Origin of the sequence: Streptomyces termitum, assembly GCF_014650175.1 — a bacterium.
In the GTDB taxonomy this organism is placed as follows: domain Bacteria; phylum Actinomycetota; class Actinomycetes; order Streptomycetales; family Streptomycetaceae; genus Streptomyces; species Streptomyces termitum.
This window is the reverse complement of sequence record NZ_BMUL01000003.1, coordinates 531,539-554,959: the sequence shown is the minus strand read 5'-3', so window position 1 is coordinate 554,959 and position 23,421 is coordinate 531,539. Positions and strand designations below refer to the sequence as shown.

Annotated in this window: 21 protein-coding genes and 1 pseudogene; 5 read left to right on the top strand and 17 right to left on the bottom strand. The window is 72.5% G+C overall.

Annotated features, from left to right (window positions below; translation table 11 throughout):
* Window positions 1–179 (top strand): annotated as a pseudogene (locus IE219_RS08605) (ATP-binding protein); the annotation flags it as partial.
* Between the two features lie 97 nt (window positions 180–276).
* Here the strand turns inward: IE219_RS08605 and IE219_RS08600 are convergent.
* Together IE219_RS08600 and IE219_RS08595 are read right to left on the bottom strand one after the other, a co-directional pair.
* Window positions 277–480: an acyl-CoA carboxylase subunit epsilon gene (locus IE219_RS08600; RefSeq protein ID WP_043232729.1), complete on the bottom strand. Its 204-nt coding sequence runs from the start codon at window positions 478–480 to the stop codon at window positions 277–279.
* Between the two features lie 25 nt (window positions 481–505).
* Complete coding sequence (locus IE219_RS08595) at window positions 506–2,089, bottom strand: acyl-CoA carboxylase subunit beta (protein ID WP_189975956.1); 1,584 nt, start codon at window positions 2,087–2,089, stop codon at window positions 506–508.
* Between the two features lie 304 nt (window positions 2,090–2,393).
* Here IE219_RS08595 and IE219_RS08590 point away from each other — a divergent pair, with 304 nt between their 5' ends.
* Window positions 2,394–3,005, top strand: coding sequence for a YceI family protein (locus IE219_RS08590; RefSeq protein WP_189975955.1), 612 nt, complete (start codon window positions 2,394–2,396; stop codon window positions 3,003–3,005).
* A 130-nt stretch (window positions 3,006–3,135) separates the two neighbouring features.
* Here IE219_RS08590 and IE219_RS08585 read toward each other — a convergent pair whose 3' ends face one another.
* From IE219_RS08585 to IE219_RS32230, 9 genes are all read right to left on the bottom strand, one after another.
* Window positions 3,136–4,287 carry a serine hydrolase domain-containing protein gene (locus IE219_RS08585; RefSeq protein ID WP_189975954.1) on the bottom strand — a complete coding sequence of 384 codons (1,152 nt, stop codon included), beginning with the start codon at window positions 4,285–4,287 and terminating at the stop codon, window positions 3,136–3,138.
* A gap of 203 nt (window positions 4,288–4,490) precedes the next feature.
* Complete coding sequence (gene cimA / locus IE219_RS08580; RefSeq protein ID WP_189975953.1) at window positions 4,491–6,122, bottom strand: citramalate synthase; 1,632 nt, start codon at window positions 6,120–6,122, stop codon at window positions 4,491–4,493.
* Between the two features lie 282 nt (window positions 6,123–6,404).
* Entirely contained in the window at window positions 6,405–6,956 is a 552-nt protein-coding gene (locus IE219_RS08575) for a TetR/AcrR family transcriptional regulator (protein WP_189975994.1), read from the bottom strand.
* An 87-nt stretch (window positions 6,957–7,043) separates the two neighbouring features.
* Window positions 7,044–8,063, bottom strand: coding sequence for an agmatine deiminase family protein (locus tag IE219_RS08570; RefSeq protein ID WP_189975952.1), 1,020 nt, complete (start codon window positions 8,061–8,063; stop codon window positions 7,044–7,046).
* A gap of 11 nt (window positions 8,064–8,074) precedes the next feature.
* Window positions 8,075–9,757 (bottom strand): urease subunit alpha, encoded by a 1,683-nt coding sequence (locus tag IE219_RS08565; RefSeq protein ID WP_189975951.1) that lies wholly within the window; start codon window positions 9,755–9,757, stop codon window positions 8,075–8,077.
* Window positions 9,757–10,455: an urease subunit gamma gene (gene ureA, locus IE219_RS08560; protein WP_189975950.1), complete on the bottom strand. Its 699-nt coding sequence runs from the start codon at window positions 10,453–10,455 to the stop codon at window positions 9,757–9,759. The genes IE219_RS08565 and ureA overlap by 1 nt, the downstream gene beginning before the upstream one ends.
* 166 nt (window positions 10,456–10,621) lie before the next feature.
* A complete protein-coding gene (locus IE219_RS08555; protein WP_189975949.1) occupies window positions 10,622–11,716 on the bottom strand; it encodes a branched-chain amino acid aminotransferase in 1,095 nt (364 codons plus the stop codon).
* 246 nt (window positions 11,717–11,962) lie between these two features.
* Window positions 11,963–13,003 carry a 3-isopropylmalate dehydrogenase gene (locus IE219_RS08550; RefSeq protein ID WP_189975948.1) on the bottom strand — a complete coding sequence of 347 codons (1,041 nt, stop codon included), beginning with the start codon at window positions 13,001–13,003 and terminating at the stop codon, window positions 11,963–11,965.
* A gap of 79 nt (window positions 13,004–13,082) precedes the next feature.
* Window positions 13,083–13,214, bottom strand: coding sequence for a hypothetical protein (locus IE219_RS32230; RefSeq protein WP_268256832.1), 132 nt, complete (start codon window positions 13,212–13,214; stop codon window positions 13,083–13,085).
* Between the two features lie 304 nt (window positions 13,215–13,518).
* Between IE219_RS32230 and IE219_RS08545 the strand changes: the two genes are divergently transcribed.
* On the top strand, window positions 13,519–13,860 hold the full coding sequence (locus tag IE219_RS08545) for a PadR family transcriptional regulator (protein ID WP_189975947.1): 342 nt from the start codon (window positions 13,519–13,521) through the stop codon (window positions 13,858–13,860).
* Window positions 13,857–14,627 carry a hypothetical protein gene (locus IE219_RS08540; protein WP_189975946.1) on the top strand — a complete coding sequence of 257 codons (771 nt, stop codon included), beginning with the start codon at window positions 13,857–13,859 and terminating at the stop codon, window positions 14,625–14,627. The genes IE219_RS08545 and IE219_RS08540 overlap by 4 nt, the downstream gene beginning before the upstream one ends.
* Before the next feature lie 92 nt (window positions 14,628–14,719).
* On the opposite strand, the gene pruA is transcribed toward IE219_RS08540, so the two are convergent.
* Together pruA and IE219_RS08530 are read right to left on the bottom strand one after the other, a co-directional pair.
* A complete protein-coding gene (gene pruA / locus IE219_RS08535) occupies window positions 14,720–16,351 on the bottom strand; it encodes an L-glutamate gamma-semialdehyde dehydrogenase (protein ID WP_189975945.1) in 1,632 nt (543 codons plus the stop codon).
* Window positions 16,352–16,385: 34 nt separating this feature from the next.
* A complete protein-coding gene (locus IE219_RS08530) occupies window positions 16,386–17,369 on the bottom strand; it encodes a proline dehydrogenase family protein (RefSeq protein WP_189975944.1) in 984 nt (327 codons plus the stop codon).
* A gap of 195 nt (window positions 17,370–17,564) precedes the next feature.
* On the opposite strand from IE219_RS08530, the gene IE219_RS08525 reads away from it, so the two are divergent.
* The gene (locus IE219_RS08525) at window positions 17,565–18,791 is read left to right on the top strand and encodes a PucR family transcriptional regulator (RefSeq protein ID WP_189975943.1); all 1,227 of its coding nucleotides are present in this window, start codon (window positions 17,565–17,567) and stop codon (window positions 18,789–18,791) included.
* Window positions 18,792–18,833: 42 nt separating this feature from the next.
* Here the strand turns inward: IE219_RS08525 and IE219_RS08520 are convergent, their stop codons facing one another.
* The 4 genes from IE219_RS08520 to IE219_RS31635 are packed head-to-tail and all read right to left on the bottom strand — an operon-like array spanning window position 18,834 to window position 23,057.
* Window positions 18,834–20,033 (bottom strand): cytochrome P450, encoded by a 1,200-nt coding sequence (locus tag IE219_RS08520; protein WP_189975942.1) that lies wholly within the window; start codon window positions 20,031–20,033, stop codon window positions 18,834–18,836.
* Window positions 20,030–20,956, bottom strand: a complete 927-nt coding sequence (locus IE219_RS08515; protein WP_189975941.1) for a hypothetical protein — start codon at window positions 20,954–20,956, stop codon at window positions 20,030–20,032. The genes IE219_RS08520 and IE219_RS08515 overlap by 4 nt, the downstream gene beginning before the upstream one ends.
* Window positions 20,953–21,543 (bottom strand): phosphatase PAP2 family protein, encoded by a 591-nt coding sequence (locus IE219_RS08510; RefSeq protein WP_189975940.1) that lies wholly within the window; start codon window positions 21,541–21,543, stop codon window positions 20,953–20,955. The genes IE219_RS08515 and IE219_RS08510 overlap by 4 nt, the downstream gene beginning before the upstream one ends.
* Before the next feature lie 47 nt (window positions 21,544–21,590).
* Complete coding sequence (locus IE219_RS31635; protein ID WP_229849652.1) at window positions 21,591–23,057, bottom strand: transmembrane-type terpene cyclase; 1,467 nt, start codon at window positions 23,055–23,057, stop codon at window positions 21,591–21,593.
* Window positions 23,058–23,421 lie beyond the last annotated feature (364 nt).

Here is a 23,421-nt window from a genome sequence, read left to right as displayed (position 1 = left end):
TCGTCATCGCCCTCAACGGCTTCGACGGCAGCCAGCCCTACACCCCGGACGAGGTCCGCGAGGCGCTCCAGATCGGACCGGACACCCCGATCATCACCACCGACGCCCGGCACCGGGGCGACGCCAAGAGCGCGCTGATCACCCTCGTCGAGCACGCGCTGATGGCGCGGCTGCGGTAGCGGTCCGTCCCGCCGGGCCGGCGGAACCACGAAGGAAGGGCCCCCGCTCCTCATGGAGCGGGGGCCCTTCCTTCGTGTCGCGGGTGTCGCGGGGGCGTCAGCGCCAGCTGTGCGGGGCGCGGAAGCCGCCCTCGCGCTCCAGGCGGCGCCAGCCGGCGGCGGTGCGGCCGTGGTGGGCGGCGGCGGGCTCGGGCTGGGCGGCGGCGCGGGCGAGCAGGACCGCGGTGATGGCGGCCAGCTCCTCGGGGTCGGCGTGGCCCTTCTCGACGCGGAGAAGGTTGGCTGTGGCAGGCGTGGTCACTTCGGTGGACTCCTTGTGCCGGGTGTTACTGAGGCGGGTTGCCGTGCTTGCGGGACGGCAGGTCGGCGTGCTTGGTGCGGAGCATGGCCAGGGAGCGGACGAGGATCCGGCGGGTGTCGGCGGGGTCGATGACGTCGTCGACGAGGCCGCGCTCGGCCGCGTAGTACGGGTGCATGAGCTCGGCCTTGTACTCCTTGACCATGCGGGCGCGCATGGCCTCGGAGTCCTCGGCCTCGGCGATCTGCTTGCGGAAGATCACGTTGGCGGCGCCCTCGGCGCCCATGACCGCGATTTCGTTGGTGGGCCAGGCGTACGTCAGGTCGGCACCGATGGACTGGGAGTCCATGACGATGTAGGCGCCGCCGTACGCCTTGCGCAGGATCAGCGAGATCCGGGGCACGGTCGCGTTGCAGTACGCGTAGAGCAGCTTCGCGCCGTGGCGGATGATTCCACCGTGCTCCTGGTCGACGCCGGGCAGGAAGCCGGGTACGTCCAGAAGAGTGATGATCGGAATGTTGAAGGCGTCGCACATCTGGACGAAGCGTGCGGCCTTCTCGGAGGCCTCGATGTCGAGGACGCCGGCGAGGGACTGGGGCTGGTTGGCAACGATGCCGACGACCTGGCCGTCGAGGCGGGCCATCGCGCAGATGATGTTGCGCGCCCAGCGCTCGTGGATCTCCAGGAAGTCGCCGTCGTCGACGAGCTCCTCGATGACCTTGTGCATGTCGTACGGGCGGTTGCCGTCGGCGGGCACCAGGTCGAGCAGGACGTCGGAGCGGCGGTCGGCCGGGTCCTCGGAGGCGACGGTCGGCGGGTTCTCGCGGTTGTTCTGCGGGAGCATCGACAGGAGGTAGCGGACCTCGGCGATGCAGGTCTCCTCGTCGTCGTACGCGAAGTGCGCGACGCCCGAGGTCTCGGCGTGCACGTCGGCGCCGCCGAGGCCGTTCTGGGTGATCTCCTCGCCGGTGACCGCCTTGACGACGTCCGGGCCGGTGATGAACATCTGCGAGGTCTCGCGGACCATGAAGACGAAGTCGGTGAGGGCGGGGCTGTAGGCGGCGCCGCCGGCGCACGGGCCGAGCATCACGCTGATCTGCGGGATGACGCCGGACGCCTTGGTGTTGCGCTGGAAGATGCCGCCGTATCCGGCGAGGGCGGAGACGCCCTCCTGGATGCGGGCGCCGGCGCCGTCGTTGAGGGAGACCAGCGGGGCGCCGGCCGCGATGGCCATGTCCATGATCTTGTGGATCTTGGTGGCGTGGGCCTCGCCGAGCGCGCCGCCGAAGATGCGGAAGTCGTGCGCGTAGACGAAGACGGTGCGGTCCTCGACCGTGCCCCAGCCGGTGATGACGCCGTCGGTGTAGGGCTTCTTCGCCTCCAGGCCGAAGCCCTGGGCACGGTGCCGGCGGAGCTGCTCGACCTCGTTGAAGGAACCCGGGTCGAGAAGCAGCTCGATGCGCTCGCGCGCGGTCAGCTTGCCCTTCGCGTGCTGGGCCTCGGTCGCGCGCTCGCTGGGGCCGGCCAGTGCCTGCTCGCGCAGGACGTGGAGCTCGGCGACGCGGCCGCGCGCGTCGGTGGGCTCGCTCGGGATCTCGTCGACAAGGGTCATGTACCGACCCTACGAACTCGACCAAGGAAACTCCTCCGTCGACTCCGTACAGTCTCGCGTGTCGATTCCTGGCGGGGGCGGACAGAAGCGCACGGAGACCAGAGTGACTCCACAGCGGGAGACCCCCTTGCTTTATGGGGTTCCCACAAAAGGCGGGCAGCCGTTCGTGCGAGCCCGGAGCCGCTCCGGGAAACCCCTCCGCATCAGATGTTGAAAGTTGAACGGAATGGGTCTATCGTCGTCCTTGCTGAAAGTTCAACGTTCAACGAAAAGGCTTCCGCGCCCCGTCCCCAAGGAGCACGTCATGGGTATCTTCAGCCGCAGGACCACCGAGCCCGCCACCACCGTCGCCACCCTCCCGGTCGACCCGGCCCTGGCCGCCCTCACCGGCGAGTACACCATCGACGCCGCCCACAGCAGCATCGGCTTCACGGTCCGCCACGCCATGGTGACCAACGTGCGCGGCTCCTTCGGCGAGCACGAGGGCACCCTGAAGCTGAACGGCTCCGACCCGGCCGCCTCCTCCGCGGACATCGAGGTCAAGATCGCCTCCGTCGACACCGGCATCAACGACCGCGACAACCACCTGCGCAGCGGCGACTTCTTCGACGCCGAGCAGTTCCCGCTCATGACCTTCCGCTCCACCGAGGCGGCCCAGCTGGGCGGCGACAAGTACCGCGTCACCGGCGACCTCACCATCAAGGACGTCACCAAGCCGCTCTCCATCGACCTGGAGTTCAACGGCGTGGCCACCGACGTGTACGGCAACGAGCGGGTCGGCTTCGAGGGCTCCGCCGAGATCCTGCGCTCCGAGTGGGGCCTGACCTGGAACGCGGCCCTGGAGACCGGCGGCGTGATGGTCAGCGACAAGGTCAAGCTGAACTTCGACATCTCCGCCATCAAGAACGCCGCCTGACCCCTCCCCCGCGCCTCCCGCGCGGCCCGGACACCCGAGCGCGCCCGCCCTCCGCACCCCGCGGACGGCGGGCGCTCGGCGTTCCCCGGGGCCCCGCCGGGCCGGGACCCCGGCGGCCCCGGCCGGGACGTCAGCCCCGCGCGCGGACGGCCGCGACGACCGCCTCGATCAGCGGGACGTTCTCCGGCGCGCCAGGACCGCCCATGAAGGCGAAGCGGCGGCGGGCGTAGCTGTACGCGAGGCCCGTGGCCGGATCGGCGAAGGACTGGGTGCCGGGGGCGCCGCTGTGCCCGATCACCCGCGGACTCAGCGAGGGGTAGCCGGTGGAGAGCAGGGAGAGGCCGAGACCGAAGGCGTTCTCCCCGCCGGTCACCAGGTCGGTGCCCTTGGAGTGGACGCGGGAGAACTCCGCCAGCGTCTCGTCGGTGAGCAGCGGGGGCCGGCCCTCGAAGGGACCGGCGACCGCCGCGTACAGCCGGGAGAGGCCGCGCGCGGTCCCGACGCCGCCGGCGGAGAGCGGCGCCTTGACGTGGGCGGCGCGGGCGTTGCCGTACGCGACGAGGTCGAGGGGCGGGTCGGACTCCAGCCCGAAGGCGACGGACATCCGGCTGCCGGGGACGACCGGCTCCGCGTCCAGGGCCTCCTGCTGCTCCGGGGTGGGCACCAGCGGCAGGGCGGGCGCGAAGCGGGCTTCCAGCTCCTCGGGCAGGCCGAGGTGGTAGTCGAGGCCGTACGGGACCCGCAGCCGCTCCTCGTAGTGCTCCTGGACCGTGCGGCCGGTGGCCCGCAGGACCACCTCGCCGACCAGGGCGCCAAAGGTGAGGCCGTGGTAGCCGTGGCCGGAATCCGGCTCCCAGTACGGGCGGTGGGCGGCGAGCCGGGCGGCGACCACCCGGTCGTCGATGATCTCGTCGAAGGTGAAGCCGCCCTCGACGCCGATCGAGCCGGAGCGGTGGGCGAGCAGCCCGCGCAGGGTCAGCGCCCCCTTGCCCTCGGCCGCGTACTCCGGCCACCAGGAGGCCACCGTGCGGTCGAGGTCGAGCGCCCCGTCCTGCACCAGGAGGGCGGTGACCAGGGCGGTCACGCCCTTCGCCGAGGAGTAGAGGGCGAGCAGGGAGTCCCCGTCGACGCCGTCGCCGCCCCACAGGTCCACCACCGGGCGGCCCCGGTGGTGGACGACGAGCTGGGCGCCGCCGTCCCGCGCCTCGTCCGCGGCGATCCCCTCGAACACCTCCCGTACCGACTCGAAGCCCGGCTCCACCGTGCCCTGGACGTCGCTCATCGCACTCCCCCTGTGTCGTGTCCGTGATCTCTTGCCGTGCACGGGACCAGAACGGTCGGGGGCGGGGGTTCTCTTCCGGCTCGCGGGGGCGATTTTCCGCCATCTCGCGGTCAGAAGCCACCGCCCCCGCCGCAAGCACCCTGCTCCTCATGGTTCAAAACCACCCGAACCATAAGGAGCCGGACATCCAGGGCGCGTACGGGCTACTCGGCGGGGTCCACCCCGGCGCGCAGCAGGCCGTAGGTGAAGGCGTCCTCGACGGCCTGCCAGGAGGCGGCGATCACGTTCTCGCCGACGCCGACGGTGGACCACTCGCCGTTGCCGTCGCTGGTGGTGACGAGGACGCGGGTGGTGGACTCGGTGCCGTGCCGGCCTTCGAGGATGCGGACCTTGTAGTCGACCAGCTCGAACTTGGCGAGCTGCGGGTAGATCCGCTCCAGGGCGGTGCGCAGTGCCCGGTCCAGGGCGTTGACCGGGCCGTTGCCCTCGGCGGTGGCGAGGATCCGCTCGCCCTTGGCCCACAGCTTGACCGTGGCCTCGTTGGCGTGAGTGCCGTCGGGGCGGTTCTCGGTGATCGCCCGCCAGGACTCGGTGCGGAAGTAGCGGCGGGCCCGGCCCTCGGCCTCGGCGCGCAGCAGCAGCTCGAAGGAGGCGTCGGCGGCCTCGTACGTGTAGCCCTGGAGCTCGCGCTCCTTGACCCGCTCGACGACCCGGGCGACCAGGGCGCGGTCCCCGCCGAGGTCGACGCCCAACTCCTTGCCCTTGAGCTCGATGGAGGCGCGGCCCGCCATGTCGGAGACGAGCATCCGCATGGTGTTGCCGACCCGCTCGGGGTCGATGTGCTGGTAGAGGTCGGGGTCGACCTTGATGGCGGAGGCGTGCAGGCCGGCCTTGTGCGCGAAGGCGGAGACGCCGACGTACGGCTGGTGGGTGGAGGGGGTGAGGTTGACGACCTCGGCGATGGCGTGCGAGATCCGGGTCATCTCGGCGAGGGCGCCGTCGGGCAGCACCTTCTTGCCGTACTTGAGCTCCAGGGCGGCGACGACGGGGAACAGGTTGGCGTTGCCGACCCGCTCGCCGTAGCCGTTGGCGGTGCACTGGACGTGGGTGGCGCCCGCGTCGACGGCGGCGAGGGTGTTGGCGACGGCGCAGCCGGTGTCGTCCTGGGCGTGGACGCCGAGGCGGGCGCCGGTGTCGGCGAGGACGGTGGCGACGACGGCCTGGACCTGGGCGGGGAGCATGCCGCCGTTGGTGTCGCAGAGGACGACGACGTCGGCGCCGGCCTCGTGCGCGGCGCGGACCACGGCCTTGGCGTAGTCGGGGTTGGCCTTGTAGCCGTCGAAGAAGTGCTCGCAGTCGACGAAGACGCGGCGGCCCTGGGCGCGGAGGTGGGCCACGGTGTCGCGGACCATCTCCAGGTTCTCGTCGAGGGTGGTGCGCAGGGCGAGTTCGACGTGCCGGTCGTGGGACTTGGCGACGAGGGTGACGACCGGGGCGCCGGAGTCGAGGAGCGCCTTGACCTGCGGGTCCTCGGCGGCGCTGCCGCCGGCCCGGCGGGTCGCGCCGAAGGCGACGAGCTGGGCGTTCTGGAAGTCGATCTCCTGGCGGGCGCGGGCGAAGAACTCGGTGTCCCGCGGGTTGGCGCCGGGCCAGCCGCCCTCGATGAAGCCGACACCGAACTCGTCGAGGTACCGGGCGATGGTCAGCTTGTCCGCGACGGTGAGGTTGATGCCCTCGCGCTGGGCGCCGTCGCGCAGCGTCGTGTCGAAGACGTGGAAGCTGTCGTCGGCCGGGCCGGCGACCGGACGGGGGCTGGCGCCGTTCTCGCTGGTCATGACTGTGTTGGCTCCTGTCGGATGTGGCTCCGGAAGGTAGGGATCCACTTGCCCCCATTCTCACGCGCCGTCCGTTTCCGGCACGGGTGGGGCCGGAAAAAGAAAAAACCCCTCGCGGGTGCGAGAGGTCTGCGCGCGGGTCTGGGGCACGGTGTCCACCGTCGCGGGGGTCGTGCCGCGGTTCAGTGGTCACTGCGGACCGGCGCGCCGCTGCCGATAATCATCGTGGTAGCAGGCACGCTCGCAGTCTGCCACAGGCCCGGCCGGGCCCGGACCCGGATCTCACGATGCGGAATCCGGGATGAGCGCCTCGTCGAGGAACTCCCGCACCCGCGCGAGGACGTCGGCCCGGTCGGTGCCGGGCAGGCCGACCGCGACGTGCACGCTGAAGCCGTCCAGGAGGGCGCGGGTGCGGGTGGCGAAGCGGTCCGGGTCGACGGGCCGGAACTCGCCGCGCGAGACGCCCTCGGCGAGGAGCGCGGCCAGGTCCCGGTGCCAGGCCATCTCGATGGCGGCCTGGCGGGCGCGGGCGTCCTCGGCGGCGCTCTGCGAACGGTTCCAGACCTCCAGCCAGAGCGTCCAGTGCGGGTCGCGCGGGCCCTCGGGGACGTACACCTCGATGTAGCCGTCGAGCCGCTCGCGGGCGGTGCCGGGCCGGGACAGCAGCGCCCCGCGCGCCGCGCCGAGCCGTCCCTCGCTCCACTCCAGGGTCTGGAGCAGCAGTTCGTCCTTGGTGCCGAAGTAGTAGAGCAGGTGGCCGCTGCTCATCCCGACCTGCCGGCCGAGCCCCGCCATGGTGAGCCCGTCGAGCCCCCGCTCGGCGACGGTGTCCATGGCCGCGGCGAAGACCTCCTCGCGGGGCGGGGCGGCCTGGTTGCGGCGGCGGGGGGCGGGGTTGCTGCGCTGACTCACTCGTACGTTCTACACCGCTGGCTGCTGCTGGGTGATGCAGTGGATGCCGCCGCCGGCGGCGAAGATCGTCCGGGCGTCGACGAGGACGACCTCGCGGTCCGGGAAGAGGCGGCGGAAGAGCGCGGCGGCGGTCTCGTCGCGGGGGTCGTCGAAGGCGCAGAGGATGACGGCGCCGTTGCAGAGGTAGTGGTTGATGTAGGAGTAGTCGACCCAGTCGCCCTCCTCGTCCGTGAGGACGGTGGGGGCGGGCACCTCGACGACCTCCAGGGGGCGGCCCTGGGCGTCGGTGGCGGCGCGCAGCAGTTCGGCGTACTGGCGGGAGCGGGCGTGGTCGGGGTGGCGGGGGTCCTGCTGGCTGTGGACGAGGACGGTGCCGGGGCGGGCGAAGGCGGCGACGATGTCGACGTGCCCCTGGGTGCCGTACAGGCCGTAGTCGCCGGCGAGGCCGTGCGGGAGCCAGATCGCCTTGGTGGTGCCGAGCTTGGCGTGGATCTCGGCCTCGACCTGCTCGCGGGTCCACTCGGGGTTGCGGCCGGAGCCGAGCTGGACGGTGTCGGTGAGCAGGACGGTGCCCTCGCCGTCGACGTGGAGGCCGCCGCCCTCGTTGACCAGGGGGCTGGCGAGGACGGGGACGCCGGCGGTGTCGGCGACGTGCCGGGCGATCTTGGAGTCGTGCTCCCAGCGGGCCCAGTCCTGGGCGCCCCAGCCGTTGAAGACCCAGTCGACGGCGGCGAGCGCGGTGCCGTCGGTGACGAAGGTGGGGCCGATGTCCCTCATCCAGGCGTCGTCGAGTTCGCGCTCGACCAGGTCGACGTCCGGGCCGAGGAGGGCGCGGGCGCCCTCGGCGTCGCCGGGGGCGACGACCACGGTGACGGGCTCGAAGCGGCGGACGGCACGGGCGACCGCGGCCCAGGCGGCGCGGGCGGCGGCGAGTTCGGCCTCGTCGGTGAAGGTGGGATTGGGGCTGGGCCAGGCCATCCAGGTCCGCTCGTGCGGGGTCCATTCGGCGGGCATGCGGTACGTGCTCATGGGGGCGGGTCCTAGAGGAAGTAGAGGCGGTTCAGGGAGACGGAGTCGGCCGCCTCGGAGCGGATCGGGGAGCCGTCGAGGGAGACGAGGCCGGTGCGGTCGTCGACCTGGACGGAGCCGGTCCGGGAGTTGAGGAGGAGGTCGGCGGGGCCGATGCCGCGGGTGCCGCGGACGGCGACGCGGCGGCGCCGGGTGGGCATCCGGTCGGAGCCGAGGTCGACGGCGGCGCGGGCGACGAAGGCGACGGAGAGTTCGGCGGCGGCGGCGCCGTGGGCGCCGAAGAGGGGGCCGAGGACGAGGGGTTCGCAGGTGTCGGTGGCGGCGTTGGGGTCGCCGGTGACGCCCCAGGCGGGGAAGCCGGACTTGAGGACGAGCTGCGGCTTGGCGCCGAAGAACTCGGGGCGCCACAGCACGATGTCGGCCATCTTGCCGACCTCGACGGAGCCGATCTCGTGGGCGAGGCCGTGGGCGACGGCCGGGTTGATGGTGAGCTTGGCGAGGTAGCGCAGCACGCGCGCGTTGTCGTCGTGCTCGCCGTCGCCTTCGAGGGGGCCGCGCTCGGCCTTCATCTTGCCGGCCATGGCGAAGGTGCGGCGCACGGTCTCGCCGGCCCGTCCCATGCCCTGGGCGTCGGAGGAGGTGATGCCGATCGCGCCGAGGTCGTGCAGGACGTCCTCGGCGCCCATGGTGCCGGCCCGGATGCGGTCGCGGGCCATGGCGGCGTCGCCGGGGAGGTCGGTCTTGAGGTCGTGGACCGAGACGATCATCCCGTAGTGCTCGGCGACGGCGTCGCGGCCGAAGGGGAGGGTGGGGTTGGTGGAGGATCCGATGACGTTCGGCACGCCCGCCATCTTCAGGACGTTGGGGACGTGTCCGCCGCCGCAGCCCTCGATGTGGAAGGCGTGGATCGTACGGCCCTCCAGGACGGCGAGGGTGTCCTCGACGGAGAGGCACTCGTTGAGGCCGTCGCTGTGCAGGGCGACCTGCACGTCGTGCTCCTCGGCGACCCGCAGCGCGGTGTCGAGGGCGCGGGTGTGGGCGCCCATGTCCTCGTGGACCTTGAAGCCGGAGGCGCCGCCCTCGGCGAGGGCCTCGACCAGCGGGGCGGGGTCGGAGGAGGAGCCGCGGGCGAGGAAGCCGATGTTGACGGGCCAGGCGTCGAAGGACTCGAAGGCGTGCTTGAGCGCCCAGGGCGAGTTGACGCCGACGCCCCAGACCGGGCCGAACTCCTGGCCGATGACCGTGGTGACGCCGCTGGCCAGCGAGGCTTCCATGATCCGGGGGGAGAGCAGGTGGACGTGGGTGTCGACGGCGCCGGCGGTGGCGATGAGCCCCTCGCCGGAGACGATGGTGGTGCCGGTGCCGGTGACGACGTCGACGCCGTCGAGGGTGTCGGGGTTGCCGGCCCGGCCGATGGCGTGGATCCGGCCCTCGCGGATGCCGACGGAGACCTTGCGGATGCCCTGGACGGCGTCGATGAGCAGCACGTTGCTGATGACGACGTCGCAGGTCTCGCGGACGGCGGCGGCCTTGAGGTGGAGGCCGTCGCGGGCGGTCTTGCCGAAGCCGGCGAGGAACTCCTCGCCGGGCGCCTGGGAGTCGGACTCGACGCGGACGACGAGGCCGGAGTCGCCGAGGACCACCCGGTCGCCGGCCCGGGGGCCGTGCACGGAGGCGTACTCGTAGGGGTCCATCAGTGGTCCTCCTCGGGGGACGCGGCGCCGAGGTAGCCGCAGGCGGCGGCGCGCCGGAGGGCCTCCTCCTTCGCGCCGGGGGCGTCGAGCGGTCCGTCGACGAGGCCGGCGAAGCCGATGGCGACGCGGGCGCCGCCGAGGGGGACGAGGCCGACCTCGGCGGCGCCGCCGGGGTCGAAGCGGAAGGAGGCGCCGGCCGGGATCGCCAGGCGCATGCCGTAGGCGGCGGCGCGGTCGAAGTCGAGGCGGGGGTTGGCCTCGAAGAAGTGGAAGTGGGAGGTGACGCTGACCGGGACGGTCGCGGTGTTCCGTACGGGGAGGGTGAGCGCGGGTTCCCGCTCGGGGTGGCCGGGGCCGGGGCGCAGGGCGCCGGGGGCGCCGGGGCCGAGGCCGCCGCCGCCGATGGGGTCGGTGACGACGGCGAGCCGGGAGCCGTCGTCGAAGACGGCCTCGACGTGCACCTCGGTGACGATGTCGGCGACGCCGGGCAGGACGTCGTCGGGGCCGAGGACGGAGCGGGCCGCCTCGATCGCCTCGGCGAGCCGCCGGCCGTCGCGGGCCGCCTCGCAGACGGTGTCCGCGACGAGGGCGGTGGCCTCGGGGACGTTGAGCCGCAGGCCGCGGGCCCGGCGGGCCCGGGCGAGTTCGGCGGCGCCGAAGAGCAGCAGCCGGTCGCGCTCCGTGGGGGTCAGTCGCACGTCGATGCACCTCCTGTTTGAGCGTCACTCTAAATGCTTTCCCGCCTCCCTCCAAAGAGATCTTTACCCGTGCGGAGAAGGTCACATTGAGCGTCACTCAAACGGCGGCACGACAAAGCGCCCGGGACGGGGTCCGTCCCGGGCGCTCGCAAGGCTTCCTAGCGGGTCACTCGCCGCCGAGCTCGTGCATCCAGCCGTGGGTGTCCTCGGCCCGCCCGGTCTGGATCGCGAGGAGCGCCTCGCGCAGCCGCATGGTGGCCTCGCCGGGCTCGCCGCCCGACTGCTGCCACTCGCCGCGGGCCGACTTGACCGTGCCGACGGGGGTGATGACGGCGGCGGTGCCGCAGGCGAAGACCTCGGTGAGGGTGCCGTTCGCGCTGTCCTCCTGCCACTGGTCGATGGAGACGCGGCCCTCCTCCGCCTCGTAGCCGAGGTCGCGGGCGACCTGGAGCAGCGAGTCGCGGGTGATGCCGGCGAGCAGCGAGCCGGTGAGGGTGGGGGTGACGATCCGGTTCCCGTACACGAAGTACAGGTTCATGCCGCCGAGCTCCTCGACCCACTTGTGCTCGACCGCGTCGAGGTAGGCGACCTGGATGCAGCCCTTCTCGGCGGCCTCGGCCTGGGCGAGCAGGGAGGCGGCGTAGTTGCCGCCGGTCTTGGCGTCGCCGACGCCGCCGGGGACGGCGCGGACGCGGTCCTCGGAGGCCCAGATGGCGACCGGCTTGACGCCCGCCGGGAAGTAGGCGCCGGCCGGGGAGGCGATGACGACGAAGAGGTACTCGTTGGCCGGGCGGACGCCCAGGCCGACCTCGGTCGCGATCATGAACGGGCGCAGGTAGAGGGACTCCTCGCCGCCGTGCGGCGGGACCCACGCCTCGTCCTGGCGGACCAGGGCGTCGCACGCCTCGACGAAGGTCTCGACCGGGAGCTCCGGCATGCCGATGCGGTGCGCCGAGTACTGGAAGCGGCGGGCGTTGGCGTCGGGGCGGAAGGTGGCGACGGTGCCGTCGGGGCGGCGGTACGCCTTCAGGCCCTCGAAGATCTCCTGGGCGTAGTGCAGGACGCTGCTGGCCGGGTCGAGGGAGAGCGGGCCGTACGGCACGAGCTGGCCGTCGTGCCAGCCGCGCCCCTCGGTCCAGCGGATGGTGACCATGTGGTCGGTGAAGTGGCGGCCGAATCCCGGGTTGACCAGGATCGCCTCGCGCTCCGCGGCGGACAGCGGGCTGGAGGAGGGCTTGAGCTCGATCGTGGGCTTCGTCATGAGTGCGTGTCCTTCACCGGTTGTCTGGGTCGGACCGCGCCCACGGCGTGCCCGCATGCCGCGGCCCCACGTTCGATTATCGCCCGGGAGGACCGGTGGACGAAACGGGTGTACGCGACACGGGCCGGGGGCGGTCCGCTGATACGGAGGGTAGGGGGTCCGGCGCCCCGCGGTCGCGTACGACGAAGCGGCCGCCGGGCGTCTGGACGACCCGGCGGCTGCTGTGTGCTGTCAGAGGCGCGCGGGTCAGCTCGCTACTCGCGCGGCGAGCGCGTCGCCGATCTCGTCCGTGGTGCGGACGGAGTCGCCGCGCTCGGTGAGGTCGGCCGCGACGGCCGTCTCGACCCGGGCGGCCTCGGTCTCGTAGCCGAGGTGGCGCAGCAGGAGGGCGACGGAGAGGACGGTGGCCGTGGGGTCGGCCTTGCCCTGGCCCGCGATGTCCGGCGCGGAGCCGTGGACCGGCTCGAACATGGACGGGAACTCCCGGCTCGGGTCGATGTTGCCCGAGGCGGCCACGCCGATGCCGCCGGAGACGGCGGCGGCGAGGTCGGTGAGGATGTCGCCGAAGAGGTTGTCGGTGACAATGACGTCGAAGCGGCCGGGGTCGGTGACGAGGAAGATCGTCGCGGCGTCGACGTGCAGGTAGTCGGTGGTGACCTCGGGGAACTCGGCCGCGACCTTGTGGAAGGTGTCGGTCCAGAGGTGGCCGGCGAAGGTCAGCACGTTGTTCTTGTGGACCAGCGTCAGCTTCTTGCGCGGGCGGGCCTGGGCGCGGGCGAAGGCGTCCCGGACCACGCGCTCGACGCCGAAGGCGGTGTTGACCGAGACCTCGGTCGCGACCTCGTGCACGGTGCCCTTGCGGATGGTGCCGCCGTTGCCCGTGTACGGGCCCTCGGTGCCCTCGCGGACGACGACGAAGTCGATCGCGGGCTGGCCGGCGAGCGGGGTGGCGACGCCGGGGAGCAGCTTCGAGGGCCGCAGGTTGACGTGGTGGTCGAAGGCGAAGCGGAGCTTCAGGAGGAAGCCGCGCTCCAGGACGCCGGACGGGACCGACGGGTCGCCGATGGCGCCCAGCAGGATGGCGTCGTGCTTCTTGAGCGAGTCGAGGTCGGCGTCGGTGAGGGTCTCACCGGTGGCGTGGTAGCGCCGGGCGCCGAAGTCGTACTCCTCGGTCTCCAGCTTCACGTCCTGCGGAAGCACGGCGGCGAGGACCTTGAGGCCCTGGGCCACGACCTCCTGGCCGATGCCGTCGCCGGGGATGACTGCGAGATCGATGCTGTGAGACATGGCGGCACCCTACTTCTTCGTCCCATCGTCTGACACGATCCGTCCACCATGTGGACGAACGGACAGGCGTACGGGCAGGTCAGTGGCCGGTCGATCCGCCGTTGTCACGGCGGTCGAGGGCGCGCTGGAGGGCGGCGGCGGCGTTCTGGCGGGCCTCGTCGCCGGGGCGGGCGGCGGAGCGGCGGACGCGGCGGGCGGGCTGAGCGGCCATGGGGGATCGACTCCTTGGGATCAGTGGTGATCACGAGACGTGCGGAGATCAGTGGTGATCGAAGGTGCCGGAAGGGGCGGGGAGCGCCGCCGCAGGGGTTGCCTGCGCAGGGGCGTCGCGCTCTCGGCCGCCATTCGCTGATGAAGCGAGACGTTCGGCTCCTACAAAGCTAGGGCAGCTCCCCGCATCTGTCTCCACAATTACTCGGACTTCCTACTATCTGAGACGGCCCGCTCCGCAGGGTCGGCGTCCCGCTACGCCTATCTAGGTTGCGTTCCTATCTAGCTGGTGCTGCAATGCACCCATGGCCGCAGACCGCAGATCCAGCTGGCTCAAGGGAGTCCTCGACCTGCTCGTCCTCTCCCGCCTGACCGACGGGGAGAGCTACGGGTACGAGATCGCCAGGGCGCTCGCCGACGCGGGCGTGGGCGAGATCAAGGGCGGGACGCTCTATCCCGTGCTGAACCGGCTGGAGGAGGCCGGCCTGGTGGAGGCCGAGTTCCGCGCCGCCGAGCGCGGGCCGGGCCGCCGCTACTACCGGCTCACCCCCGGGGGACGGACCCGTCTCGCCGAGGAGAGCCGGGCGTGGCGGGAGTTCCACCGCGTCGTCGAGACCGCTTTGTATCCGGGGGGACCCACCACATGAGCACCGACCGCTCCGCCGATCGCTCCACCGACCGCTCCACCGCCTATTTCGCCGAACTGGCCGCCGCCCTCGCCGCCGCCGGAGTCCCGGCGGCCGAGGCGGGGGCCACCGTCGAGGACCTCCGCGCCCACCTCGCCGAGACCGGCGGCACGCCGGAGGAGGAGTTCGGCCCGGCGGCCGGATTCGCCGCCCGGCTCGGCGGCCTCGCCCCCGAGGCGGCCGGCCCCGAGGAGGAGGTCGAGCACTGGACCTGGACGGCGGACCTCTTCAACGACCGGCGGATGCTGGCCGTCCACGGCGACCAGGGCTGGGAGGTGGAGTCCCTCGACCCGCTCGGCCGCTTCGTCTGCCGCCGCACCCCCGGCTCGGCGCTCCGCTGGGAGTACCGCCGCGAGGTGCTCACCGGCGGCCACCGGGAGCGGGTCCTCGCCGCGCTGGAGCCGGAGGGCTGGGAGCTCTGCGGGGAGTGGCTGGTGTACGGCTACCTCAAGCGCCCGTACGCCGCCACGGCCGGGCCGGGAGGCACCGTGACCGCCCCGCCGGCCGCCCCGGACCGGTGGCTGTACCTGAGCCGCCCCGGCAAGGCGGTGCTGGCGGGATGGGCCGTGCTCGTGACCGTCCTGCTGGCCGTCTTCCTCGCCGACGGCATCGGCGCCTCCGGCCTCGCCGTCACCATCGCGATCGCCTCCGCCCTCTCGGCGGTCTGGACCGCCCAGCTGGAGACCACGACCGGCCGCGCGCACCGGGGGCCGGACCCGGAGGCGTAGCCCGGCACACATGGGTACCGCCCCCGACCCCGGCCTGGGGGGACCGGGGAGGGGGGCGGTGTTCGGGGGCCGCCGGAGGGCGGCGGGGGGCGTCAGCCCATGTGCGGGTAGCCGTACTCGGTCGGCGGGACCAGCGTCTCCTTGATGGCGCGGGTCAGCGTCCAGCGCGTCAGGTTCTGCGGGGCGCCGGCCTTGTCGTTGGTGCCGGAGGCACGGCCGCCGCCGAAGGGCTGCTGGCCGACGACGGCGCCGGTCGACTTGTCGTTGATGTAGAAGTTGCCCGCGGCGTAGCGGAGCTTCTCCATCGTGTACGCGGCGGCGGCACGGTCGTTGGAGATGACCGCGCCGGTCAGCGCGTAGTCGGACACCGACTCCATCTGGGTCAGCATCTCGTCGTACTTCTCGTCCTCGTAGACGTACACGGCGAGGATCGGGCCGAAGTACTCGGTCGTGAAGACCTCGTTCTCCGGGTCGGTGCACTCGATGACGGTCGGGCGGACGAAGTAGCCCACCGAGTCGTCGTAGGTGCCGCCGGCGATGATCGTGCAGCTCGGGTCGGAGGAGGCACGGTCGATCGCCGCCTTGTTCTTGGCGAACGAGCGGTCGTCGATGACGGCGCCGATGAAGTTCGACAGGTCGGTGACGTCACCCATGGTGATGCCGTCGACCTCGGCCGCGAACTCCTCCTTGAAGCCGTCGTTCCAGAGGGAGGCCGGGATGTACGCCCGCGAGGACGCGGAGCACTTCTGGCCCTGGAACTCGAAGGAACCGCGGGTCAGGGCCGTCTTGAGGACGGCGCGGTCGGCGCTGGGGTGGGCGACGACGAAGTCCTTGCCGCCGGTCTCGCCGACGATCCGCGGGTAGGAGCGGTACTTCTCGATGTTGGTGCCGACCGTCTTCCACAGGTGCTGGAAGGTCTTGGTCGAGCCGGTGAAGTGGATGCCGGCCAGGTCGGGGTGGTTCAGGGCCACCTCGGAGACGGCGATGCCGTCGCCGGTCACCAGGTTGATGACGCCCTTCGGCAGACCGGCCTCCTCCAGGAGCTCCATGAGGAGCACGGCGGAGTGGGTCTGGGTCGGGGACGGCTTCCAGACCACCACGTTGCCCATGAGGGCGGGGGCGGTGGGCAGGTTGCCCGCGATGGCCGTGAAGTTGAACGGCGTGATCGCGTAGACGAAGCCCTCCAGCGGGCGGTGGTCCAGGCGGTTCCACACGCCGGGCGAGTTCGCCGGCGGCTGCTCGGCGAGGATCTCGCGGGCGTAGGCCACGTTGAAGCGCCAGAAGTCGACGAGCTCGCAGGGGGTGTCGATCTCGGCCTGCTGGGCGGTCTTCGACTGGCCGAGCATGGTGGAGGCGGCCAGCGTCTCGCGCCACGGGCCGGCGAGCAGCTCGGCGGCGCGCAGGATGATCGCCGCGCGGTCGTCGAAGGCCATCGCGCGCCACGCCGGGGCGGCGGCCAGGGCGGCGTCGATCGCGTCCTGGGCGTCGGCCTGGGTGGCACCGCGGAAGGTGCCGATGACGGCCTGGTGGTTGTGGGGCTGGACGACCTTGAACTCGTCGCCGCCGCCCAGGCGCTTGACGCCGCCGATGGTCATCGGCAGCTCGCGCGGGTTGTCGGCGAGCTCCTTGAGCCTGGCCTCCAGCCGGGCGCGCTCGGGCGAACCGGGGGCGTAGCCGTGCACCGGCTCGTTGACGGGAGCGGGGACCTGGGTGACAGCGTCCATGAGTCGCTTAACTCCTTCTTGAGGGGTGTGGGGCTCAGCCCTTGGTGAGGATCGAGCGGACGAAGAAGAGGAGGTTGGCGGGCTTCTCCGCGAGGCGGCGCATGAAGTAGCCGTACCAGTCGGTGCCGTACGCGGTGTAGACGCGCATCCGGTGGCCCTCGGCCGCGAGCCGGTTCTGCTCCTCGCTGCGGATGCCGTACAGCATCTGGAACTCGTACGCGTCCAGCTTGCGGCCGGCGCGGCGGGCGAGCTCCTGGGCGATGGAGATCAGGCGCGGGTCGTGGGACCCGATCATCGGGTAGCCCTCGCCCTCCATCAGGATCTTCATGATCCGGACGTACGCCTTGTCGATCTCGGGCTTGTCCTGGATGGCGACCTCGGCGGGCTCCTTGTAGGCGCCCTTCACGATCCGGACGCGGGAGCCGTTCGCGGCGAGGCGGCGGGCGTCGTCCTCGGTGCGGAAGAGGTACGCCTGGATGACGCAGCCGGTCTGCGGGAAGTCCTTCCGCAGCTCCTCGTGGATGGCGAACATCGAGTCGAGGGTGGTGTGGTCCTCGGCGTCCAGGGTGACCGTGGTGCCGATCTCCGCGGCGGCGGCGACGACCGGGCGCACGTTGGAGAGGGCCAGCTCGTGGCCGCCCTCCCGTCGCCCGCCACCACCCTCAACCGAGAGCCCTCCGGGCTCGCCCCCCTCGATCTTCAGCGACTGGCCGAACATCGACAGCTTGACGGACATCTCGGCGCGCTCGCCGAGGCCCAGCTCCTTGAGGCGGCCGATCAGCTCCAGGTAGGCGTCGCGGGCGGCGTACGACTGCTCGACGGTGGTGATGTCCTCACCGACGACGTCGAGCGTGACCTCCAGGCCGCGGTTGCTCAGGTCCTGGACGATCGGGACGACGTCGTCCACGATCTCACCGGCGATGAAGCGCGCCACGACCTGCTTGGTCCCGGGCGCGGCCGACACGAGACGGCGCATCTTGTCGCTGCGCGACGCGGCGAGGATCACGGGACCCAGCACGGGGCACCTCCAGAGGGCGAGGGTAGAACGGGGCCGTAACCGGACCGAAGCGAACGAACCGGGAACAGCACGGAGAACCACCGTGAAACCTAAGGATCGCTCCGATCGTCCGCCATCTACAGCTGTCACGCATCCGTGACCCCGCCCTCAGACAACTGTCTGAAGGGCCGGCCGGGGGGTGCGAGAATGGGGCCCGTGAAGGGCGATTACCAGGAGCTGGTGGACGAGATCTCGGCGCTGCTGGGCGCCCCCGCGACACTGGAGAACCGCGACTTCGGGCTGATCGCCTTCGGGGCCCACGACAGCGACGACGACGCGGCGATGGACCCGGTCAGGACCCGGTCGATCCTCACCCGGAAGTCCACCCCGGCGGTCCGCGCCTGGTTCGAGGGGTTCGGGATCGCGCGGGCCACCGGCCCGGTCCGCATCCCCGCCGCCCCGGACGCGGGCGTCTTCCGCGACCGGATCTGCCTCCCGGTACGCCATCGGGGTGTCGTCCTCGGCTACGTCTGGCTCCTGGACGCCGAGCCCGGCCCCTCCCACGAGCGGCTGGCCGCCGCCATGGAGGTCGCCGCCCGGATCGGCGACCTGCTCGCCGACGAGGAGCGGGCCGGCACCGACCTCTCCCGCGAACTGCGGACCGTCCTGACGGCCGAACGGGGCTGGCGGTACGACATGGCCGTCGCCGCCCTGCGCACCGCCCTGGGCCCGGACGCGGAGGGCCTGCACACCCTGGTCTGCGTCGCCCCCTGGCCCGACGAGGACGCCCCCTCCCCGCGCGGGGTGCCCGGCGCGGCCGCCCTGTGCGCCCTCCCCTGGCACGCCCCGACCGGCGCCCGCCCTCCCGCCCGGCCCGCCGCCGGGGCCCCGGCGGGACGGCCGGACGGCCCGGCGGGCGATCCCCCGGACGGCCCGGCGGACGCGGGCCGGCGGGCGCTCGCCGTACTGGTGCGGCTGCGGTCCGGCGACAACCTCTCCCCCGCCCTCGCCGCCGCCGAGCGGCTGCGCGGCCCGGCCGCCACCGCCGGCCTCGCCGAGCCCCGGCGGGGCCTGGCCGACCTGGACCTGTCCTGGCGGGAGGCGACCGCCGCCGCCCGCGCCGCCCACGCCCAGCCCCGGCTCGGCCCGCTGGCCCGCTGGGCCGCCCTCGGCCCGTACCGGCTGCTCACCGCCCTGCCCCCGGCCGGACCCGACCCGGCGGTACGGACGCTCCTCGGCCCGGCCCACACGGAACTGGCCCGCACGGCCGAGGCGTTCCTCGACCACGCGGGCCAGGCGGGCCGCACGGCGGCGGCCCTCGGCATCCACCGGCAGACCCTCTACTACCGCCTCTCCCGGGTCGAACAGCTCACCGGCCTCGACCTGGACACGGGCGAGGACCGCCTCCTGCTCCACATGGCCCTGAAGGCGGCCCGGCTCTGACCGTCCCCCGTCACGCGGCCCGCGCGGCGGCCCGCGTGACGGTCAGACGCGGACGGGGAGGTACGCGGCTCCGCGCAGACTCACGAGGCCGTTCCAGCGGACCTCCCCCGCCTGTTTCAGACCGGGGAAGCGGCGGACCAGCCCGGTGATCGCGATCCGCGCCTGAAGACGGGCGAGCATCCCGCCGACGCAGTAGTGGACGCCTCCACCGAAGGAGAGGTGGCGGCGCGCGTCCTCGCGGTCCAGCCGCAGCCGGCCGGCGTCCGGACCCCAGAACCCCTCGTCGCGGTTGGCCCCGGCCAGGCTCGCCAGGACGACCGAACCGGCCGGGATCTCGTGCTCGCCCGCCCGGTGGGGGCGCAGGGTGATGCGCCGGGTGAGGTGCACCGGGGGCTCGTACCGGAGCAGTTCCTCGATCGCGTTCCGGTCGAGGTCGGGCCTGGCCCGCAGGAGGGAGAGCTGGTCGGGATCGCGCAGCAGTGCCAGGACCCCGCCCGAGAGCAGGTTGACGGTCGTCTCGTACCCGGCGACGTAGACCATGGCGACCTGGGCGACCAGTTCGTCGTGGCTGAGCCGGTCGCCGTCGTCCTCGGCGTCGATGAGGGCGGTGAGCAGGTCGTCGCCGCGCTCCCGGTGCTTGCGGGTGATCGCGTCGGAGACGAGCCCGGTCATCTCCGCGTCGGCGGCCGCGCGGTCCTCCTTCGCGCGCGAGCCGCTCCCCGGCTCGCCCAGGCGGACCAGCAGCCCGGTCAGCTCGCGCAGGCGCGCGGTGTCGATCTCCGGCATCCCCAGGATCCGGGTGATCACGGCGAACGGCAGGGGGAAGGCGAGCGTCTCGACCAGGTCGCCGCCTCCGGCGCGCTCCAGGTCGTCCAGCGCCCCGCCGACCAGGTCGCGCACCACCGGTTCGACGCCGCTCATCGCCCGGGGGGTGAACGCCTGGGAGAGGAGCCCGCGTAATCGGGTGTGGTGCGGGGGGTCCTGGTCGATCAGTGCCAGCCCTTTGCGGCGCGGTGCGGGGGCGGGGGCTCCGGAGCTGCGGGCGTTGCCCTTGTCGACGGAGTGCTCCGCGCGCAGCAGTGCCTCCACGTCCTCGTGCCGGGAGAGCATCCAGAAGCCGCCCGGGTGCTCGTGCACCGGCGCGTGGCGCCGCACCTCGGCGTAGTGGGGGTGCGGGTCCTCCATGAACCCGTCGGAGAGCGGATCGAACACGACCGGGCTCCGATGTGTCGCGCTGCTCATGCGAGGTGTCCTCTCGGTGTGCGAAGGGCGGGGGTGGGGTGCGACGGCCGGAACCGTCTGAGGCCGTAGGCCGCCGCGGCGAGCGAGGCGGCGGTCAGGACCGCGCCGACGGCGACGCGCCCGCGCGGGCGCGTGCCGCCGGGCGGGGGCGGGGGCGCGGGGGCCGGGGGCGCGGTGATCGTCCGGGGGTACGGCCGCACGGCCGCCTCGTACCGGCGGCGGCACACCTCCGCGACCCGCGCGCGCCGCTCGGCCGGCAGGGCGGAGAGGCGCTCCAGGAACATCGACTCGTACCGGTCGACCTCGCGGCGCAGCTCGGCGGCGGCCGTGTCGCCGTAGAGCCGCACGAAGGCGGCGTAGACGTTCAGGGTGCCCAGGGCGACGTCCTGTTCGTAGTGCCGGAGGTCGTTCGCGATGTCCGCGAGCACTTCCACCGGCCAGAGCAGGTCCCGGGTCTCGGGGGGCATCGGGCGGCCCCGCAGTGCGAAGGTCATGGCCCGCAGCAGGCGTACGTCGGTGGGCCGCAGCTCGACCAGGGCGAGGAAGTCCCCGCGGGTGAGGGTGCCGCGCGACGTGGTGGCGTTCTCCAGGCGGATGAACCGCTCCGCCTCGTCGACCAGGAAGGCCACGTCCTCGTTCCACGCCCCGACGCGTCGCAGGACCTTCTCGAAGGCCCTCTTGTACGTGTGGAACGCCTCGTAGTCGCTGGTGCGTTCGGCGTCGAGGTCCACCTCCGTGTTGCGTTCCGCCAGCGAGTCGACCCGGTAGACCAGGTACTCGACGGCGAGCAGGACGGGGGTCAGGCGTAAGCGCTGTCCGCGCGGCACCTCGTCCACGACGTAGTACAGCCGCGACACGTAGTCCCGGGTGATGCCCACCGCCTTCCCCAGCGGGGTCGCCGCCAGGCGGGCCAAGCCGTTCATCGAGTTTCCTTTCCTGAGGGTTTCGGGGAGGGGAGGCCGACGCGCCGGGCGACCACAAGGCCGACCGCGAGTCCCAGGAGGACGCCTCCCGCGACATCGGTGGCGTGGTGGGCGTCCGCCGGCACGCGGGAGACGCCGACGGCCGCCACGAGGGCCGAGCCCAGACCGAGGCACGACCACCACGTCCGCGTGCCGGTGCGCGGCACGGCCAGGAGGATCAGGAGGATCAGCGTCGCGGAGGCCGCGTGCCCGGACGGGAAGCCGTGGCCGGGGCCGGGGGCGGAGCCGTCGGCCGGCAACGGCAGGGGCCGTGCCACCAGCGTTCCGAGCGCCGTCTCCACCGCGAACTGCACGCTCAGGCCGCCGAGCGCCCACAGCACGGCGGCGGGCCTGCGGCGGTGCAGCAGCACGCCGAGCGCCGCGATCAGACCCGCCCCCAGCAGGGCCGAGCCGACCGCGTCGGCCGTCCCGCCGGGGCCGTACCAGGAGCCGGCCGACGCCCCGAGGACGCGGCCGGCCTCCGCCCGGAACCAGGCGTCGAACGCTCCGACGGCGTCGTTCCCGGACGCCACCAGCGCGGTCAGCACGGCGAGCGCCCCCGCCGCGACCGCGGCCCCGGCGGGGAGCGGGGCGCTCAGAGCCGGCGCCAGGGCGACATGCCGGCGGCTTTGAGGGAGCGGTGGAGCAGGACGCAGTAGGCGACGTCGAGCAGGAACGTCCAGGCGTACATGACGTTGATGAGCGGCGTCAGCGGGTACGAGCGGTGCCCCAGCGACTTCTTCACGAACTCGGACCAGCTGGTGGGCCAGGTCCGCTGCGGCGAGGTGGTGACGGTGAGGGCCGTGGCGACCCAGGCGCACAGCGTGCCCAGCCATTTGCCGAGGGCGATGTACATCGACTGGCCCGCGGGCGATCCGCGGTCCTCCAGCATCTTGAGGTAGAGGATGGACATCATCAGGTTGATGCCGAAGCCGGTGTACTCCCCGTCGGGGTCCGCCAGGTCGATGAACGCGTGGTAGTTGACCGACAGGGCGGCGGCCACGCACACCCCGAAGAACGGCCGGAAGTAGCGGCCGATGGTGCTGTCGGGGAACTGCGCCGCGCCGTACTTCCACACCTGCCAGGCGATCACCACGTCGACCAGGAAGCCGGCGATGCTCGCGGTGTGGAAGTAGTCGCCCAGCGGGTCCAGGAGGAAGCCGTAGGCGAACTCCCAGGTCAGGTTGGCGAAGAAGGCCGCGAGCGGCACGCCGTAGGTCTGGTCGGCGAATCCCCGGTAGACGATGGCGATATAAGCCACCAGCCATCCCAGGGCGCACAGCAGGCCGAAGAGGACGACGGCGCTGGAGACGCCTTCGGCGGCGTTGGCCTCCTCGTGCCGGTCGGCGGCCGGGGCCGGTAAGGCGTCCCGGAGCGGGGCGCAGCTGAGCGCGAAGGCGTGTTCGAGCCGCTCCCGGTCCGCCGCGCCGACCGCCCGCAGTCCCCGCTCGAACAGCGCCTCGAAGTGGGCGACCTCGTCGCGCAGCCGCTCCTCGGCGGCGTCGCCGTAGGTGTCGACGAAGGCGGCGTAGATGTTGGTGCGTCTGATCGGTCCGGTGGCGGAGGCGTACTGCTCCAGGTCCCACGCGACGTAGGCCAGGCTCTCGGCGGGACGCAGCGCCTCGCGGAGCTCCGCGTCGCCGTCGCGGTCCCAGGGCCGGCCGAGGTCGCGGACGATGCGCAGTTCGCCGGGGGCCAGTTCCACGAGGCGCCGCAGGTGCTCCGGCTTCGCTTCGCCCGCGCGGATCGCGAACTCCAGGTCGGCGAGTTCCGTGACCTCCCGCCGGGCCCGCCCGCCCTCGGGGATGTGCGCGCAGAGTCGGTTCAGGAGCTTCTCGATGCCCGCGTCCCGAAGTTCTGCCAGATATCCGGAAAGATTGCCCCCGACGGGTTCGGGGGCGAGCGCCGCGAGGCGGGCGCGCTTCACCGCGAAGACGAGATACCGCGCCGTCAGCCGGACCGGGGTCGCGCGGAGTTCCCGCTTCAGGGAGGGCCTGAGGACGGGTCCGTACAGGTGCTCGCCGACGGCGGTCTCGGTGCCGCGCCGAATGGGCGGAGCCACTTGGGTGACGGTCGAAGTCAGCAATCGCCTGACGTGCCGGGAAGCGGCCAGTCTCAGATTTCGCATCGTACTCAATCCAGCCTCCTAGAGCCGGTCCCCCGTACAGCGCGTCCGATCCGGAAACACTCAACTGGGTTGCCGGTGTGGTCTGTTCAGGAAGACTTCACCTGAACGGGTGATGAACATGGTGTACCATCGGGAATCCGCACCGTCCAGGCTCGCTCGGAAGACTTGACATACGGCTTCACGTCCAACCGACCATGGGGGACTTGCAGTGGACGTCGATTCGGAACGCGTTCCGTCTTTTTTAGGCCACACGCTGTCGGCGGAAGAGGCCGATGGCTTATGCACCGCGGCCCGGAAA

Bases quoted from the DNA above. Each gene is read 5' to 3' on its own strand.
- IE219_RS08595 (WP_189975956.1), bottom strand. From the start codon at position 2,089: ATGACCCTTGTCGACGAGATCCCGAGCGAGCCCACCGACGCGCGCGGC.
- IE219_RS08590 (WP_189975955.1), top strand. From the start codon at position 2,394: ATGGGTATCTTCAGCCGCAGGACCACCGAGCCCGCCACCACCGTCGCC.
- IE219_RS08585 (WP_189975954.1), bottom strand. From the start codon at position 4,287: ATGAGCGACGTCCAGGGCACGGTGGAGCCGGGCTTCGAGTCGGTACGG.
- cimA (WP_189975953.1), bottom strand. From the start codon at position 6,122: ATGACCAGCGAGAACGGCGCCAGCCCCCGTCCGGTCGCCGGCCCGGCC.
- IE219_RS08575 (WP_189975994.1), bottom strand. From the start codon at position 6,956: ATGGACACCGTCGCCGAGCGGGGGCTCGACGGGCTCACCATGGCGGGG.
- IE219_RS08570 (WP_189975952.1), bottom strand. From the start codon at position 8,063: ATGAGCACGTACCGCATGCCCGCCGAATGGACCCCGCACGAGCGGACC.
- IE219_RS08565 (WP_189975951.1), bottom strand. From the start codon at position 9,757: ATGGACCCCTACGAGTACGCCTCCGTGCACGGCCCCCGGGCCGGCGAC.
- IE219_RS08555 (WP_189975949.1), bottom strand. From the start codon at position 11,716: ATGACGAAGCCCACGATCGAGCTCAAGCCCTCCTCCAGCCCGCTGTCC.
- IE219_RS08550 (WP_189975948.1), bottom strand. From the start codon at position 13,003: ATGTCTCACAGCATCGATCTCGCAGTCATCCCCGGCGACGGCATCGGC.
- IE219_RS32230 (WP_268256832.1), bottom strand. From the start codon at position 13,214: ATGGCCGCTCAGCCCGCCCGCCGCGTCCGCCGCTCCGCCGCCCGCCCC.
- IE219_RS08545 (WP_189975947.1), top strand. From the start codon at position 13,519: ATGGCCGCAGACCGCAGATCCAGCTGGCTCAAGGGAGTCCTCGACCTG.
- IE219_RS08540 (WP_189975946.1), top strand. From the start codon at position 13,857: ATGAGCACCGACCGCTCCGCCGATCGCTCCACCGACCGCTCCACCGCC.
- pruA (WP_189975945.1), bottom strand. From the start codon at position 16,351: ATGGACGCTGTCACCCAGGTCCCCGCTCCCGTCAACGAGCCGGTGCAC.
- IE219_RS08520 (WP_189975942.1), bottom strand. From the start codon at position 20,033: ATGAGCAGCGCGACACATCGGAGCCCGGTCGTGTTCGATCCGCTCTCC.
- IE219_RS08515 (WP_189975941.1), bottom strand. From the start codon at position 20,956: ATGAACGGCTTGGCCCGCCTGGCGGCGACCCCGCTGGGGAAGGCGGTG.